Annotated in this window: 17 protein-coding genes; 6 read left to right on the top strand and 11 right to left on the bottom strand. The window is 67.8% G+C overall.

The features are described 5' to 3' along the window. On the top strand, positions 1 to 232 hold a 232-nt coding region (locus ADBZ5N_RS07280; RefSeq protein ID WP_526256821.1), incomplete at its 5' end, for a hypothetical protein. A 164-nt stretch (positions 233 to 396) separates the two neighbouring features. On the opposite strand, the gene pgm is transcribed toward ADBZ5N_RS07280, so the two are convergent. Further along, positions 397 to 2,031: a phosphoglucomutase (alpha-D-glucose-1,6-bisphosphate-dependent) gene (pgm, locus tag ADBZ5N_RS07285; protein ID WP_526256852.1), complete on the bottom strand. Its 1,635-nt coding sequence runs from the start codon at positions 2,029 to 2,031 to the stop codon at positions 397 to 399. A gap of 54 nt (positions 2,032 to 2,085) precedes the next feature. Between pgm and crcB (ADBZ5N_RS07290) the strand changes: the two genes are divergently transcribed. Next, entirely contained in the window at positions 2,086 to 2,454 is a 369-nt protein-coding gene (gene crcB / locus ADBZ5N_RS07290; protein ID WP_526256822.1) for a fluoride efflux transporter CrcB, read from the top strand. Then, positions 2,451 to 2,822, top strand: a complete 372-nt coding sequence (crcB, locus tag ADBZ5N_RS07295; RefSeq protein WP_526256823.1) for a fluoride efflux transporter CrcB — start codon at positions 2,451 to 2,453, stop codon at positions 2,820 to 2,822. Before crcB (ADBZ5N_RS07290) ends, crcB (ADBZ5N_RS07295) begins: the two co-directional genes overlap by 4 nt. 57 nt (positions 2,823 to 2,879) lie before the next feature. Here the strand turns inward: crcB (ADBZ5N_RS07295) and ADBZ5N_RS07300 are convergent, their stop codons facing one another. Continuing rightward, on the bottom strand, positions 2,880 to 3,311 hold the full coding sequence (locus ADBZ5N_RS07300; protein WP_526256824.1) for a hypothetical protein: 432 nt from the start codon (positions 3,309 to 3,311) through the stop codon (positions 2,880 to 2,882). 80 nt (positions 3,312 to 3,391) lie between these two features. After that, positions 3,392 to 3,625: a hypothetical protein gene (locus tag ADBZ5N_RS07305; RefSeq protein WP_526256825.1), complete on the bottom strand. Its 234-nt coding sequence runs from the start codon at positions 3,623 to 3,625 to the stop codon at positions 3,392 to 3,394. A gap of 135 nt (positions 3,626 to 3,760) precedes the next feature. Here ADBZ5N_RS07305 and ADBZ5N_RS07310 point away from each other — a divergent pair, with 135 nt between their 5' ends. Then, a complete protein-coding gene (locus ADBZ5N_RS07310) occupies positions 3,761 to 4,294 on the top strand; it encodes a hypothetical protein (RefSeq protein ID WP_526256826.1) in 534 nt (177 codons plus the stop codon). Between the two features lie 184 nt (positions 4,295 to 4,478). Here the strand turns inward: ADBZ5N_RS07310 and ADBZ5N_RS07315 are convergent, their stop codons facing one another. Continuing rightward, positions 4,479 to 4,883, bottom strand: coding sequence for a DUF2237 family protein (locus tag ADBZ5N_RS07315; RefSeq protein ID WP_526256827.1), 405 nt, complete (start codon positions 4,881 to 4,883; stop codon positions 4,479 to 4,481). Between the two features lie 43 nt (positions 4,884 to 4,926). On the opposite strand from ADBZ5N_RS07315, the gene ADBZ5N_RS07320 reads away from it, so the two are divergent. Together ADBZ5N_RS07320 and ADBZ5N_RS07325 are read left to right on the top strand one after the other, a co-directional pair. Beyond that, on the top strand, positions 4,927 to 6,540 hold the full coding sequence (locus ADBZ5N_RS07320; protein WP_526256828.1) for a S53 family peptidase: 1,614 nt from the start codon (positions 4,927 to 4,929) through the stop codon (positions 6,538 to 6,540). A gap of 8 nt (positions 6,541 to 6,548) precedes the next feature. Further along, positions 6,549 to 7,262: a hypothetical protein gene (locus ADBZ5N_RS07325; RefSeq protein WP_526256829.1), complete on the top strand. Its 714-nt coding sequence runs from the start codon at positions 6,549 to 6,551 to the stop codon at positions 7,260 to 7,262. Positions 7,263 to 7,283: 21 nt separating this feature from the next. Here ADBZ5N_RS07325 and ADBZ5N_RS07330 read toward each other — a convergent pair whose 3' ends face one another. From ADBZ5N_RS07330 to ADBZ5N_RS07360, 7 genes are all read right to left on the bottom strand, one after another. Further along, positions 7,284 to 7,523, bottom strand: coding sequence for a hypothetical protein (locus ADBZ5N_RS07330; RefSeq protein WP_526256830.1), 240 nt, complete (start codon positions 7,521 to 7,523; stop codon positions 7,284 to 7,286). 56 nt (positions 7,524 to 7,579) lie between these two features. Next, positions 7,580 to 8,752 (bottom strand): zinc ribbon domain-containing protein, encoded by a 1,173-nt coding sequence (locus ADBZ5N_RS07335; protein WP_526256831.1) that lies wholly within the window; start codon positions 8,750 to 8,752, stop codon positions 7,580 to 7,582. A gap of 185 nt (positions 8,753 to 8,937) precedes the next feature. Beyond that, a complete protein-coding gene (locus ADBZ5N_RS07340; RefSeq protein ID WP_526256832.1) occupies positions 8,938 to 10,419 on the bottom strand; it encodes a hypothetical protein in 1,482 nt (493 codons plus the stop codon). Positions 10,420 to 10,541: 122 nt separating this feature from the next. Further along, positions 10,542 to 10,910 carry a DUF4345 family protein gene (locus ADBZ5N_RS07345; RefSeq protein WP_526256833.1) on the bottom strand — a complete coding sequence of 123 codons (369 nt, stop codon included), beginning with the start codon at positions 10,908 to 10,910 and terminating at the stop codon, positions 10,542 to 10,544. A gap of 10 nt (positions 10,911 to 10,920) precedes the next feature. Continuing rightward, complete coding sequence (gene gloA2 / locus ADBZ5N_RS07350) at positions 10,921 to 11,313, bottom strand: SMU1112c/YaeR family gloxylase I-like metalloprotein (protein WP_526256834.1); 393 nt, start codon at positions 11,311 to 11,313, stop codon at positions 10,921 to 10,923. Positions 11,314 to 11,321: 8 nt separating this feature from the next. Then, positions 11,322 to 12,602: a glycosyltransferase gene (locus tag ADBZ5N_RS07355; protein WP_526256835.1), complete on the bottom strand. Its 1,281-nt coding sequence runs from the start codon at positions 12,600 to 12,602 to the stop codon at positions 11,322 to 11,324. A 106-nt stretch (positions 12,603 to 12,708) separates the two neighbouring features. Beyond that, a complete protein-coding gene (locus ADBZ5N_RS07360; protein WP_526256836.1) occupies positions 12,709 to 13,344 on the bottom strand; it encodes a DUF305 domain-containing protein in 636 nt (211 codons plus the stop codon). Positions 13,345 to 13,461 lie beyond the last annotated feature (117 nt).

Here is a 13,461-nt window from a genome sequence, read left to right on the forward strand (position 1 = left end):
GCCATTGCCCGCCCGACTCGACAGCGGTCAGATGCCCACGCACAGGTTCAGGATCGGGATCGGCGCGCAAACGCTGGCCGAGACCCAGGGAGTGGGGGCGTTCCAGGCCGGCGGCGGCGGGGGCGGGGGCGGTGGTGGGGGCGGCATCCCCGGGGGCGGTGGTGGGGGCGGCATCCCCGGGGGCGGTTGGCTGGCCGACGTGACCAGGCAGGTATCGGTGGGTACGTCGTAGAAGGTTCCGGGACCGCACTGAGCCGCGTTACTGACGGCAGGGACCGCCGTTCCCGTCAGGGCGGCAAGTGCGGCCGCGACAATGCCGGCGACCCGCCGTCCTCGGTGTCTCACCACACCTCGATGTCTCACCACGCCGGTTAATCGCGGCAACCGTCGACGGCGTTACCCGATGACGGAGTTCACGACTTCCCTGGCGGCCTGCTGCACATGCGCCAGATGCTCTGAACCGAGGAAGGACTCGGCGTAGATCTTGTAGACGTCCTCGGTGCCCGACGGCCTGGCAGCGAACCAGCCATTGGCCGTGGTGACCTTCAGCCCGCCCAACGGGGCGCCGTTGCCGGGGGCGGCGGTGAGTTTGGCGGTGATCGGCTCGCCCGCCAGTTCGGTGGCGCTGACCTGCTCCGGGGAGAGCTTGGACAGCCGGGCCTTCTGTTCGCGATTGGCGGGTGCGTCCATCCGCGCGTAGACCGGAGCGCCGTACTTCTCGGCCAACTCCGCGTAGCGCTGCGAGGGGGTCTTGCCGGTCACGGCCAGGATCTCGGAGGCCAGCAGCGCCAGGATGATGCCGTCCTTGTCGGTGGTCCACACCGAGCCGTCGCGGCGAAGGAAGGACGCGCCGGCGGACTCCTCCCCGCCGAATCCGATTGTGCCGCTGACTAATCCGTCGACGAACCATTTGAAGCCGACGGGCACCTCCACCAGGGTGCGGCCCAGGCCGGCGACCACCCGGTCGATGATCGACGAGCTGACCGCGGTCTTTCCGACGGCCACGCTGCCGGGCCAGTCCGGGCGGTGGGTGTAGAGGTAGTCGATGGCCACCGCCAGATAGTGGTTGGGGTTCATCAGCCCGGTATCAGGGGTGACGATGCCGTGCCGGTCGGCGTCGGCGTCGTTACCGGTGGCGATCTGGTAGCTCTGCCGGTTGGCGATCAGTGAGGCCATCGCGTTGGGCGAACTGCAGTCCATCCGGATCTTGCCGTCGGTGTCCAGCGTCATGAACCGCCAGGTGGCGTCGACCAAGGGGTTGACCACGGTGAGGTCCAGGTTGTGCCGTTCGGCGATCGCCGCCCAGTAGTCCACGCTGGCCCCGCCCAACGGGTCGGCCCCGATCCGGATGCCTTCGGCGCGGATGGCATGGATGTCCACCACATTGGGCAGATCGGACACGTACGCGTCCAGGTAGTCGTGTCGCTGCACATGCTGCAGCGCGCGCGCCAGCGGAACCCGCTTCACCTCGCGCAATTCGCCGCGCAGGATCTCATTGGCGCGCTTGGCGATTGCGCTGGTGGCGTCGGTGTCGGCGGGCCCGCCGTTGGGCGGGTTGTATTTGAATCCGCCGTCGCGGGGCGGATTGTGCGACGGGGTGACCACGATCCCGTCGGCCAGACCGGAGTCCCGGCCGCGGTTGTGGGTCAGGATGGCGTGGCTGACCGCGGGCGTGGGGGTGTAGCGGTCCGCCGAATCCACCAGCACCGCAACGCCGTTGGCGGCGAGCACCTCCAGCGCCGACACCCAGGCCGGCTCGGACAGGCCGTGGGTGTCGCGGCCGATGAACAGCGGGCCGGTGGTGCCCTGCGCCGCCCGGTATTCGGCGATGGCCTGGGTGGTGGCCAGGATGTGCGCCTCGTTGAATGCCCCGTCGAGGCTGGATCCGCGGTGCCCGGAGGTTCCGAAAGCCACCTGCTGGGCGACGTCGTCGGGATCGGGGCGCACGGTGTAATACGCCGTCACCAGGTGGGGCAGGTCGATGAGGTCTTCGGGGAGCGCCGTGTGTCCGGCGCGGGGATTGGCCACCATGAGGGCAATTGTGCCGCCGTAGCGCAATACTGTTGCGGTGATTGGGCGCACCGAGTGAGCGTCGATGCCCGTACCCTCGCCGCGGTCTTCGTCGGGGGAGCGATCGGGACCCTCGCCCGGGCCGCCCTGGCAACGACGGCCGTCCCCGACCCCGGACGCTGGCCGTGGCCCACCTTCGTGGCCAACATCCTCGGATCGGTGCTGCTGGGATTCGTCGGCACCCGATTGGCCACCTCTGATCTACGGCGACCGTTCTGGGGCACCGGAGTCTGCGGCGGGCTGACGACGTTCTCCACCGTGCAGGTGGAGACGCTCCTGATGATCCAGCACGGCAAGTACCTGCTGGCCCTCGGCTACACCGCCGCAGGGATCATCGCCGGACTGCTCGCCGTCCAGGTGGCCCGTGGAAGGGTGCGGCGGTGAGCATCGGGTTGTGGATCGGCGTCGCGGTGATCGGAGGCCTGGGCGCGGTGGCCCGGCTGCTGATCGAGCAGGGCGTCCGCCGCCAACTCGCCATGGCGTTCCCGATCGGCACGGTGGCCGTCAACGTCACCGGAGCCTTCCTGCTCGGCGTGGTGTCCGGCATGGCGCCGAGCCACCAGGTGGCCACCTTGATCGGCACCGGCTTCCTGGGCGCCTACACGACCTTTTCCGGCTGGATGCTGGAAACCCGGTCACTGGCCGAGGACCGGCGCTGGGGAGCAGCCGGGGCCAACATCGCGGTCAGCGTGGTGGCGGGTCTGGCCGCGGCGTTCGCCGGCCACTGGCTGGGCGGCCTGGTCGCGGGCTGACGGCGGCGAGCGAGGTCGCCTGCCGGCTGACGGCCAGCACCGAATCCCTCCCAGAGTTCAGGCCAGCAGCAGAATGCCGCCGGCCACCAAGGCCATCACCTTGACCGCTTCCAACCCCACATAGACCAGGTGGGAGCGGGAGCGGCCGGACTGCGCGGCGGCGGCGTCGGCCAGTACGGCGTCGGAGCGCCGCGTCAGGGCTGGGCGCACCCCGACCACTTGGGCACCTAAAGCCGCCACCGCCACCCCCAGCGCCACCACCGCGCCGACCGGCGGCCGGCCCAGAACCACGGCGGCCAGGGCGGTCGCGGCCAGCAGCACCTCGCAGACGTTGAGCGCCCGGAACACCAACCGCCCGATGCCCAGGCCGATCGGGATCGTCACGCCGGGGGCCCGGAACTTCAGCGGGGCTTCCAGAAAGGAGATGGCCAGCACCATGCCGAGCCAGATGAACACCGCGGCGACCGCCAACCCCGACCAGTGATTCACTGCCCCTCCGATCCCCTCTGTCGATCATGGCACGGTGGCCGATGAGAGCGGGGGCGCTGGTTGGACGCCGGGCTAGCGGGTTACTTCCACTGCCCGGGCGCGCCCCAGTTGGGCACGATGTCGTCGACGTTCGGGATGAACTGTTTGACCTGCCCGGGCGGCAGCGGATTGCCCGGAATGCCGATGTTCACTCCCGGCCCGGGGATACCGGGAACCCAGGGATGCCACGAATCTGCCTGCGCCACCGCAGAGCCCAGGCTCAACGCTGCGCCTGCCAGAGCACCTGCCGCGACCGCCCGCACGATCCCGCGCATCTGACCTCCCAGCCCCAGGGCAGGACATGTGTGTTGTCCCACTGCGGCTATAAAGGTAGCGGCACCGCGTGCCGCCTGGGACGCGCACGCCGGGAAAGGGCCGGGAAACACCCGGGGAAAGGCGAGGAGGTCGGCGTGGGTTCCCACCATCTACGGCCGTGGGCCGGATTCACCGTGGCACTGGCGGTCGGCACCTGGCTGACCGGTTGCGCCGTCGACAACTCGGCCGGGACCGGACCGTCGGCCCCCGCCGAGACGTCGGCGACGGCGCCGTCCACCGCCGCGAGTACGGCCACCACCCCGCCGGCAGCGCCCCGTTCCGTGAACTGGACCGCACTCGAGGCCGGGGACTGCTTGGCCGAAGCACCGCCCACCGACCCGGCGGTGGTGATGGTCACCCTCGTCGACTGTTCTCAACCGCATCTGGCCGAGACCTACCTGCGCGCGCCGATCCCGGTCGATGCCGCACTCGACGGCACCGCCAGCACCAAATGCGAGGCCGGGTTCGTCGAGTACACCGGCGGCCCATCCGCGGGCAGTCCGTTTGCCGTCACCTACCTGATCGACTCCGAACAGGACCGCACCTTCAACAACCCGCTGCCCAGCACCGTCATCTGCCTGCTGCAGGATCCCGGCGGCCAAACCCTGATCGGGTCGGCGCGGCGATAGTCCGGGGAACACACCGAATCCAGTCGCCCCGGTCGAGCACTCAGTGGTTGTGTTCGACGACGACCAGCGTTTCGGTGAGCGTGTCATCGACGGGTCGCGGCTGGTTCACGCTTTGCGATCACGACGCCGGCCAACGCCGCCGAACCCAGCGCCAGCAAGGCGAACAGCACGATCCGTGCCCGGCTCATCCCCCGTCGCCGTCGGGCAGTCCGGTGAGGTCGTCGGGGACATCCACCGCGTGCTCGTCCAGCGCCGCGCGGGGTACCACGTCGAGGGTGCGTTCGTGGGTGGCCGCAAGGACCACCGGGGCGGCGCAGCCGTCCTGGTAGGCCCGCAGCCAGTTGCGGGCGGTCACGCACCAGCGATCGCCGGGCACCAGACCGGGGAACCGGTACTGCGGCATCGGCGTGGACAGGTCGTTGCCGATCGAGCGTTGGTGGTCGAGGAACTCGGCGGTCACCACGGCACAGATGGTGTGCAAGCCGATGTCTTCGGGTCCGCTGGAGCAACACCCGTCGCGGTAGAAACCGGTCATCGGGTCGGTGCCGCACTCTTCCAGCGGTCCGCCCAGCACGTTGCGATCAGCCACGCCGATCAGTATCGCCCCTGCCCGCGGTTGTTAGATGTGGGGTATGACCAGAAGGGCACTGGGCGGGGCCGCGCTGGCCGCGGCGGGTGTGCTGCTGGTGACCTTCGGCGCCGCAGTTCAGCCGGCCATCTTTCCCCGCGCCGACACCATCGGCGGGCCCTTCGCCCGCATCCTGGCCGCATCCACCGATCTGGGTCCGGCCCGGTTGGACCGGGTCCGCCTGACGGCGTCCCTGCACACGGCCACCGAGCCGATCCGGCTGACGGCGTGGGCGCGGGGCAACGGGTTGTCGGTGCGCTGGCGCCCCGACGACACCTGGGCGGTGATCGAAGGGCCCGCAGCTGCCGTCGCCGACGCCTTCGGGGTTGCCATCCGCGATTACCGGCTGCGGGACGACCGTCTCCGGGATAAAGCCGACCATGTCTTTTATGCCTCCCCGCAGCAGCCCGCCGTTCCCCCGCCGACCCGCCCGGAGGTATCCGCCGTCGGCCGGATCCTGAGCTACACCCCCACCCGCGAAGCGCTGCCCACCGTGCCGCGCGACGTCCCCGACGGCGGGCTGCTGCCCACCCAGTTGCTCAAGGCCTACAACGCGACGCCCCTGGTGCGCGACGGCTACACCGGGAAGGGCCAGACGGTGGTGGTGTTCGCCTTCGACGGCTTTCTGCAGTCCGATATGGACGCCTTCGCCAGCACCTTCGGGCTGCCGCCGCTGACACCGGAAATCGTGGGCGGCATGCCGGAGCGGCGCATCGGTGAGGCGAATATGGATCTTCAGGTGCTCCACGCCCTCGCCCCGGAGGCGAAACTGGTTCTGGTCAACGCCCGTTCGACCACCAACAACGAGGGCGGCCGCGCGTTCGAGAAGCTGGGCAAACTGATGGAGTCCGTCGACCGGCAGTTCCCCGGTGCGGTGTGGAGTTTGTCCATCGGGTGGGGCTGCGACCGGTTGTTCACGGCCGCAGATCTGGCACCCGTGCGGGCCGCACTGGCGACGGCGTTGCGCAACGGCACCACGGCGTTCAACGCCTCGGGGGACCTCGCGGGCCTGGAATGCAAAGGGGGACATAACTGGGCGGATCCGCCCAGTCCGGACGACGTCGGTGTCGACGCGGTTGGCTCGCTGCCGGAGATGACCTCGGTCGGTGGCACAAAACTGTCCACCGCTGCCGACGGTGAATGGTTGGCCGAGCAGTCCTGGTACGACGTCCCACTCATCCAGGGCACCGGCGGCGGGGTTTCGACGCTCTTCCCGCGCCCGACGTGGCAGTCCGTGGACGCCGCCGGGCCACTCCCCGACCAGCGACTGGTGCCCGACGTCGCCGCGGTCGCCGACCCGAACACCGGTGTCCGAATTGTATTCAACGACAACGTCGTTGTCGGTGGCGGCACCTCACAATCCGCCCCGATCTGGGCTGGCCTGACTGCGCTGATGAACCAGAAACTCCTCGACAGCGGCGCGGAACCATTGGGTGAGTTCAACCCGCTGCTCTACCGGATCGCTCAGGGCTCGGCGTTGCCGGGGTTCCGCGACATCAGTCTGGGCGGAAACGCGGTCAGCCCGGGCACCGCGGGCTATGACGTCGTGACCGGGTTGGGCACCCCGAATGTGGAAAACCTGGTGAAGAACATCCTGTTGGCCAGGGCGGGCGGGTGAGCGGGGCAGTGACGGCCTCCCACGAGGGGGTGGCCGTAGCGCCCGGGCCCTACACCGCGCAGGGGGCGGCCCGGCCGCGGTATGCCGCCACGATCGGGGTTATGGGGCTGGTGTTGGCCGTCGCGGTGCTGATCGTGACGCTGTGGGACCGGGCGGTGGCCGACGAAACGGTCTACGCATGCCCGCCGGATTGCGGCCGCCCGCCGATTGCGGCGCCGGTGGCCAACCTGCCGCGGTTCGTCGCCGCAGGCGGTGAGTTCTCGGTGGCCTATCCCCCGCCGGGATCCGGTTATGCGGTCGACACCACCGCCAACGGCGTGACCGCCCGCCTGACCGGCGGTGACGGTGGGCTGCTGCGCCTGTTCAGCGAACCTGCGAACGGGCGCGACGCCCGCCAGGTGGTCGAACAGCTTCTCGCCAGGCAGTTCCCCAACGCTGACGTCGCCTATGAGCTACCCAACGCCACGGTCGGCTATCAGTTGGGCTACGGGGTCGTCGCCAACTTCCAGCCCCCCGGCCTGTCGAACCGGTACGACAGTCGGGCGATCGTGATCGCGGCGGTCAAGAATGACCTCGCCCTGGTGGCGACGGGGGAAGGGCCGTATCGCAGGTTCTCTCCGGATTTCGGGCCGGGGCCCCCGTCGGGGGCCAACGTCGAAATCGCTATCGACATGGGCCAGTACGTGGAGAGTTTCAGTTGGCGCGGCGATCCGCCCCGGTGAACGGGGCGGATCACTACGCGGTTAGTTTCCGCCGGTTACGACGTTGCCCGGCAGCGCAGTTGGTGCCGGACGGGCGGTCACCGACGGCGCGAACGAGCCGACGTTGACCTTCTCGGTGGGCGAGACGGCGGGCGCACTCGTCGCCGGCTTGCTCTCCGCCGGCTTCTCCTCCTTGGCGCACGCCGTCAGGGCACCGGAGCCCAGGATGGCGGCCGCACCGGCGACCAACGCGACCTGGCGAATCACACGGGTTGTAAACATGTTGAACCCCCACTTTCTTTTTACAGTGAATGACTACAGCCTAGCCGAACTGCTGCTCAGCTGAATTCCGGGACCGGCGGACACTTTCTGCGAAATCGGCGCGACGAGCGCGATGAGGCCCGGGCCGCGGCGCCACAGGACACGCAGAACGGGAAGTCCGGAATCACCTTCTCGCAGTGCACACACAGCACCGGATCGCCGGTCGGCGGATCGGGCGTTTCATGGAGCAGCACAGTCTGCACGCCGACCCGAACCGTCAGCAGCACGAAAGCACTTTGCACGAGGTTCACCGCGACTTCCTGGAAGTGCGGTAGCGAGAGAGCGTCGACCACCCAGACCCCGACAAAGAAAACTGCGGTCAGCACGGTGCAGATCGTCACCACCAGCCGCGCCCGGCGGTGATGCCGACCGAGGGGCCGAAACCACAACCACAGCCCGACCAGTCCGCCGAGGGCCATCGTGATGAGCGGGTCGATGAAACCGTAGGTGATGGCGTCGGCGAACATGCGCCAGGAACTTTGCGCGTTGAGCAGGCCCGCGAAGATCTGGGGGAACAGCCAGGTGATGCTGGCCGCACAGCCGTAGGACAGCGCCCCGAACGCCCCGATGACGAAGGCGTCGAGCGGCTCGGAGACGGGCACCCGCAGCAATCGGAGCACCACCGAGGGCAGCACCATGGCCACCGCTCCGCCGACGGTCACGGCCAACCCGAAACCGGCGAGCAGATTCTGCAGGGCCAGGCCGGCGGCCGTCGAGACGCCGTAGGAACCGGCCAGCAACCGGCCGGTCAGCAGCCACCATGCCACGGCAAGACTGGAACCGGTCAGGAAGGCGATCAGCAGGGCGCGTCCGGAGAGGTCCCGGAAGGCGTCGGACTGCCACATGTAGACGATGAACAGCACCGGTGCGCCCAGAACGGTGACCGCTCCGAGTGCCGCGTTGATCTGCAGCACCGAGAGCACCACCATCGTCAGCAGCAGCAACACCAACGTCAGCCGGAACGGCTGTCGGGCGGGCTGAGGCAGGCGCGCAAAGAGCGAACTGGTCACCCCGGGCCGGATGAGGTGTTCGCGCGGTGCGGCGGCAAAAACCCTGGGCCGCAGGAGAACATCCCACGGCCCGACTGAGGTATCGGAGGCCGCTCCGCACATTCCGCAGAACGCCGCCGCCGGCACCCCGGCATGGCAGGCCGGGCAGGTCCTGGCGTTCATGTCCTCAGGCGGTGTCATCGCCCGAATAACGCTAGCCCAACTATGCGGGTCAGCCGGTTCGTCGCTGGACCGGCGTGGACTCGATCGGTCCCGCGCCGGTCCGGTGGTAGACAGGAACGCCCGCTGGCCGGTCATCGCCCACAAAAGGAGAAGGGCAGCCGCTAACCGGCTGCCCTTCTCCCGATATTGATCCGTTGGGTCGGTTACCCGCGGGAGGCGCGGTCTGCGGTGTGCCTGCCGGTGTTGGACGGGTCATCGGCGGTATCGCCGCCGTCATGCGAGGGCACGGACTCAGACGTCGAATCGACCGATTCAACTGCGGTGACCGATTCGACCTCGGACTCAACGACCTCAGACTCGACGACCTCGGACTCGACGACCTCGGACTCGACGACCTCGGACTCGACGACCTCGGACTCGACGACCTCGGACTCGACGACCTCAGACTCGACGACCTCAGACTCGACGACCTCAGACTCGACGACCTCAGACTCAACGACCGGGGTATCCGCCTCCGACGCTGCCTCCGCCGGGGCCGTGTCCTCAACAGCGGCACCCGGTGCCTCCCCGACCGTCGGGGTCGCGGACACGACTGCCACCGCCGCGGCGGCATCGGCCCTGGGAGCCACGTCGTCGGCGTCGTCAGCATCAACGTCACCGTCAACGTCGTCGCTGTCGTCAACGTCATCGCTGTCGTCAACGTCATCGCTGTCGTCGACGTCGTCGCTGTCCTCGTCGGTCTCGTCGGCCTCGTCACCGGCCGCCACGCCGAAGCCACCCGGCTTGAGAATGTTCAGCAGGTTGGAGAGGCCGGGCAAGGTGCTCTGGGCGTAGGCCAGGACACCGGCCAGACCGGTGCCGTAGACGGTCGGATCACCCGGCACCTGGCCGGTAATGAAGACGCTGGCCACGGGGCCGACGATCGGGATACCGGCGACAAATGTCGCCAGCACAGGGGCGAAGTTGTTGAGGATGCCGCCCAGGTCAAAACCGCCGAAGACCTCGCCGAGGTCGAAATCGCCGAGGTCGATGTCACCTAGGAGGCCGCCCAGGTCAAACCCACCGAGAACTTCGCCCAGGTCGAAATCATCCAGAACCTCGCCCAGATCGAAACCACCGAAGATCTGACCGAAGTCGAATTCGCCCTGGGTGATCCCATCCACGACGGCGCCCAGGTCGATGTTGCCCAGGACGCCGCCAACGACGTCACCGAGGAGGTTCCCCAGAACCACGTTGCTGAAGACATTGCCCAGGACATTGCCGAGAATGTCGCCCAGCAGACCGCTGACGAGGCCGCCCAGGTCGATTCCGCCCAGGATGGCGCCCAGGTCAAAGCCGCCCAGGATGCTGTTCAGGTCCAGGCTCCCGAGGAGTGCGCCCAGGTCGACGCCACCGACGATGAAGGAGTCGCCCAAGAACCCCAAGCCCAACGCGCCCGGTAACGCAGCGGCTGCGCTGAGCGCGGCAGGACCGTCCGGGCTGACGAGACCGCTCCACCCATCAACTACTGCGGCCCCTGCGATGGCCACGGCGTTGGTGTCGGCCAGTGCTGTCAACTCGTACTTCGCCGTTGACAAGGCGGGCGGTGTCGGCAGACCACCAACGATGACGCTCGGGCCGGTTGCGATGGCAGCGGCGCTGATGAGCGCGATACCCGTGGTGGTAAGGGGTCGGATGTGGGCCACGTGCTACTCCCTGTGCTCGTCTCGTGAAATTGCTTATAAGATTCTGAGAGACGATAAGTTGCGGGTTCACTCGGCGCAAGTCCGCACAGGGAGGACACCCCGTGACGCGGCACCGTCAACGTTTAGTGCGCTGTCGCCGCCCACAGCAGGGCGGTCCCCGCGACGATCTCGACGATGAAGTAGAACCAGTTGGGGTAGAACGCTTTCGGCCTGTCGACGACCCCGGAGATCAACCTCCCGAGCGCCATCCCGCCGAGCGCAGCGGCGACGGTGATGAGAATGCCCTCCCGGGCGGAATGCCCGGTGGCCGCCAGTGCCAGCATGCCGGCAATCGCCAAGCCGAACCCGCCGTAGACGGCCCGCACCTCGGCCCGCGACTCGGGAATGGGCAGGGTGATGCCGAACGGGCGAATCAGCGTCGCGGGCCGGACTAGGGCGAAGATCCCCATTCCGAGGAAGAAGACGGCTGCCAGAACGATTACCAGGGTCATGGGCGTCCGGTCAGCCCTCCTCGTACAGTTCCAGCGGCAAGCCGTCCGGATCGGCGAAGAACGTGAAGCGCCTGCCGGTGTACTCGTCGACCCGGACGGCTTCCACTTCGACACCGCGCGACTGCAGGTAGTCGACCCACACGTCCAGGTCCGCCACCGCGAAGGCCAGGTGCCGCAGTCCCTGCGCCTCCGGGCGACTGGGGCGGGGTGGTGCGCCGGGGAAGGAGAACAGTTCGATCTGGGTGCCGTCAGCCAGTGCCAGGTCCAACTTCCAGGATTGCCGAGCCTGACGATAGTTCTCGGCAACCACCCGAAGCCCCATGATTTCGGTGTAGAAGGCTTTCGACCGCCGATAGTCCGAACAGATCATGGCGGCGTGGTGAATTCGGCTCAGCGCGGGCACGGGCGGGTTCAGCCGAACTGCTGACTGACCAGCGTCCAATGATTCTCCGGATCCTCCCGGTGATAGGACAGTTCGGCAAGACAGGCCCGCGCCAGCGCCAACCCACGGCCGTTTTCGGCCATCGCGTCGGGCATGCGAACCGATTCGAAGTCGATCTCTGCGGGCAGTCCGTCGTCAACGAACTCCACGCGCACGTGGTCGTCGAGCACCCGGACCTCCATCCGGATCTGCACATCCCGGTCGCGGCCGGAGTGATCGAGAATGTTGTTGCCGACCTCGGCGGACGCCGTGACGACATCCATCCGAATGTTCCCGGGCACTTCGGGGTGTTGGGCCCACACCCGTTCGAGGGTGCGCTGAACCTCGCCGGGAAAGTCCGGCTTGCCCACCGACGCCAACGCTCTCACGCTGGGATTGGCCAACATCCAGAACGGTTGACCCACCGCAGTGCCGGCCGCGCGCAGTCGCTTGGCGAGCGCACGGTAGCGCCGCCGGTGAACGCGGTCCCGCAGCAGCGTCCACAGCACCCGGAAGCCGTCCTTGATCGCATTGAGGTTGCTCTCGCCGTGGTACCGGTCGTACTCATAGCTGGGAACCTCGATGATGATCCCCTTCGCGATGGCGAACCGGCCGATGATCATGGCCTCAATTTCGAAACCGTCACCTCGCTTGGGGGTTTGGGCGGCGGAGTCGGGCAGGCATAACACGGGCAGTTGATCGGCCCAGAATGCGTTGTAGCCGTAGCACAGGTCGGTGAATCGGGTGCCGGTCAGCCCACTGGCCAAGACGTTGAGTCCGTAGTTGCCCAGCGCGCGAAACTGGGTGATGTCCTGGCTGCCGCCTCCCGGACAGAATCGGCTGCCCTTGGCCAGATCCGCACCCCGGGTCAAAGCTTCCACAAAGCGCGGGATCTCGTGCGGATCGGCGGAGCCGTCGACATCGAAGGTGACGATGACGTCGCCGTTGGCCTCCTCGAAGCCGCACGCCAAGGCGTTTCCTTTGCCCTTGCGGGTTTGGTAGACGACCTTCGCCGACGGCAGTGCGCCGCGGGCGGCCTCGGCGGACTCGTCGTCGCCGACGCTGACGACGACGATCACCTCGAAGTAGTTGCTCAGATACGGCAGGATCGCACGGATATTGGCGGCTTCGTTTTTCGCCGGAACGATGATGCTGACCCGCGGTTGGGCCGGTCGCAGCCCGCTGCGGCCGAGCGCGAGTTCGCCGGTGTAGTCGAAGTCGAGCGTGGCGGTCGCGGGAGCCAACGCCATTTCGCTGGGGTCCGCGGTCATCGTGTTCAGGTCCTCCGGTTGGCCCCGTGTGGCCGGGTTGTCCGTCGTCAACTCGATCGTAGCTTTTGGCCGGCGCGGTGATTGGCCTGTGCTGCCGGGGGTGCGCCTATAGCGACTTCAGGATCTGGTTCATAGTGTCGATCTCCTTCTGCTGGCTTTCCAGGATCGACGTGGCGAGCGCGACAGCCTGGGGGAACTGACCGTTTTTGATCTCATCCCGGGCCATCGTGAGAGCACCCTGGTGGTGTTTGATCATGCCGGTGAGAAACAGTTTGCTGGCCTCTACCCCCTGGGCGTTCTCCAGCGCTTCCATCTCAGCCGCCGACATCATGCCCGCCATGCCGGGCATCGACCCGTTCATCCCACCGTGGCCGGGCATATCCCCGTGGCCCGGCATGTCCGACATTCCCCACTGATCCAGCCAACCCTGCATCTGCTCGATCTCCGGACCCTGGGCGGCGCTGATCTGATTGGCCAGGTCAACGACCCGCGGGTCGATGCCTTGCTTCTCCAGGATGATGTCGCTCATCTCGATCGCCTGCTCATGGTGCGGAATCATCATCTCGGCGAACATCATGTCGGCCTTGTTGTGCGCGGCAGCCTGCGCAGAAGTCTGCGCGGACGAGGTGGCCGCCGGCGGCGCCGCGTCTTTGGTGGCCGTGTTGCCACACGCACCGACCGTGGCCACCGCAACCGCCGCGACCACCCCGGTAACCAACTTCGCTGCCTTGCTCACACGCATCCCTTTCGTCGGGGTGGCACAGGGCCAGTTGACACAGGGCCAGTTGACACAGGGCCAGTTGGCACAGGACTTCCTGTCAGCCTTCCTTGTCCACGTAGGTTGCGCCAGTCCTCCCTG

The organism is Mycobacterium sp., assembly GCF_044370595.1.
Lineage (GTDB): Bacteria > Actinomycetota > Actinomycetes > Mycobacteriales > Mycobacteriaceae > Mycobacterium.

Bases quoted from the DNA above. Each gene is read 5' to 3' on its own strand.
- ADBZ5N_RS07320 (WP_526256828.1), top strand. From the start codon at position 4,927: ATGACCAGAAGGGCACTGGGCGGGGCCGCGCTGGCCGCGGCGGGTGTG.
- ADBZ5N_RS07345 (WP_526256833.1), bottom strand. From the start codon at position 10,910: ATGACCCTGGTAATCGTTCTGGCAGCCGTCTTCTTCCTCGGAATGGGG.
- ADBZ5N_RS07355 (WP_526256835.1), bottom strand. From the start codon at position 12,602: ATGACCGCGGACCCCAGCGAAATGGCGTTGGCTCCCGCGACCGCCACG.
- pgm (WP_526256852.1), bottom strand. From the start codon at position 2,031: ATGGTGGCCAATCCCCGCGCCGGACACACGGCGCTCCCCGAAGACCTC.
- ADBZ5N_RS07330 (WP_526256830.1), bottom strand. From the start codon at position 7,523: ATGTTTACAACCCGTGTGATTCGCCAGGTCGCGTTGGTCGCCGGTGCG.
- ADBZ5N_RS07335 (WP_526256831.1), bottom strand. From the start codon at position 8,752: ATGACACCGCCTGAGGACATGAACGCCAGGACCTGCCCGGCCTGCCAT.
- ADBZ5N_RS07305 (WP_526256825.1), bottom strand. From the start codon at position 3,625: ATGCGCGGGATCGTGCGGGCGGTCGCGGCAGGTGCTCTGGCAGGCGCA.
- ADBZ5N_RS07360 (WP_526256836.1), bottom strand. From the start codon at position 13,344: ATGCGTGTGAGCAAGGCAGCGAAGTTGGTTACCGGGGTGGTCGCGGCG.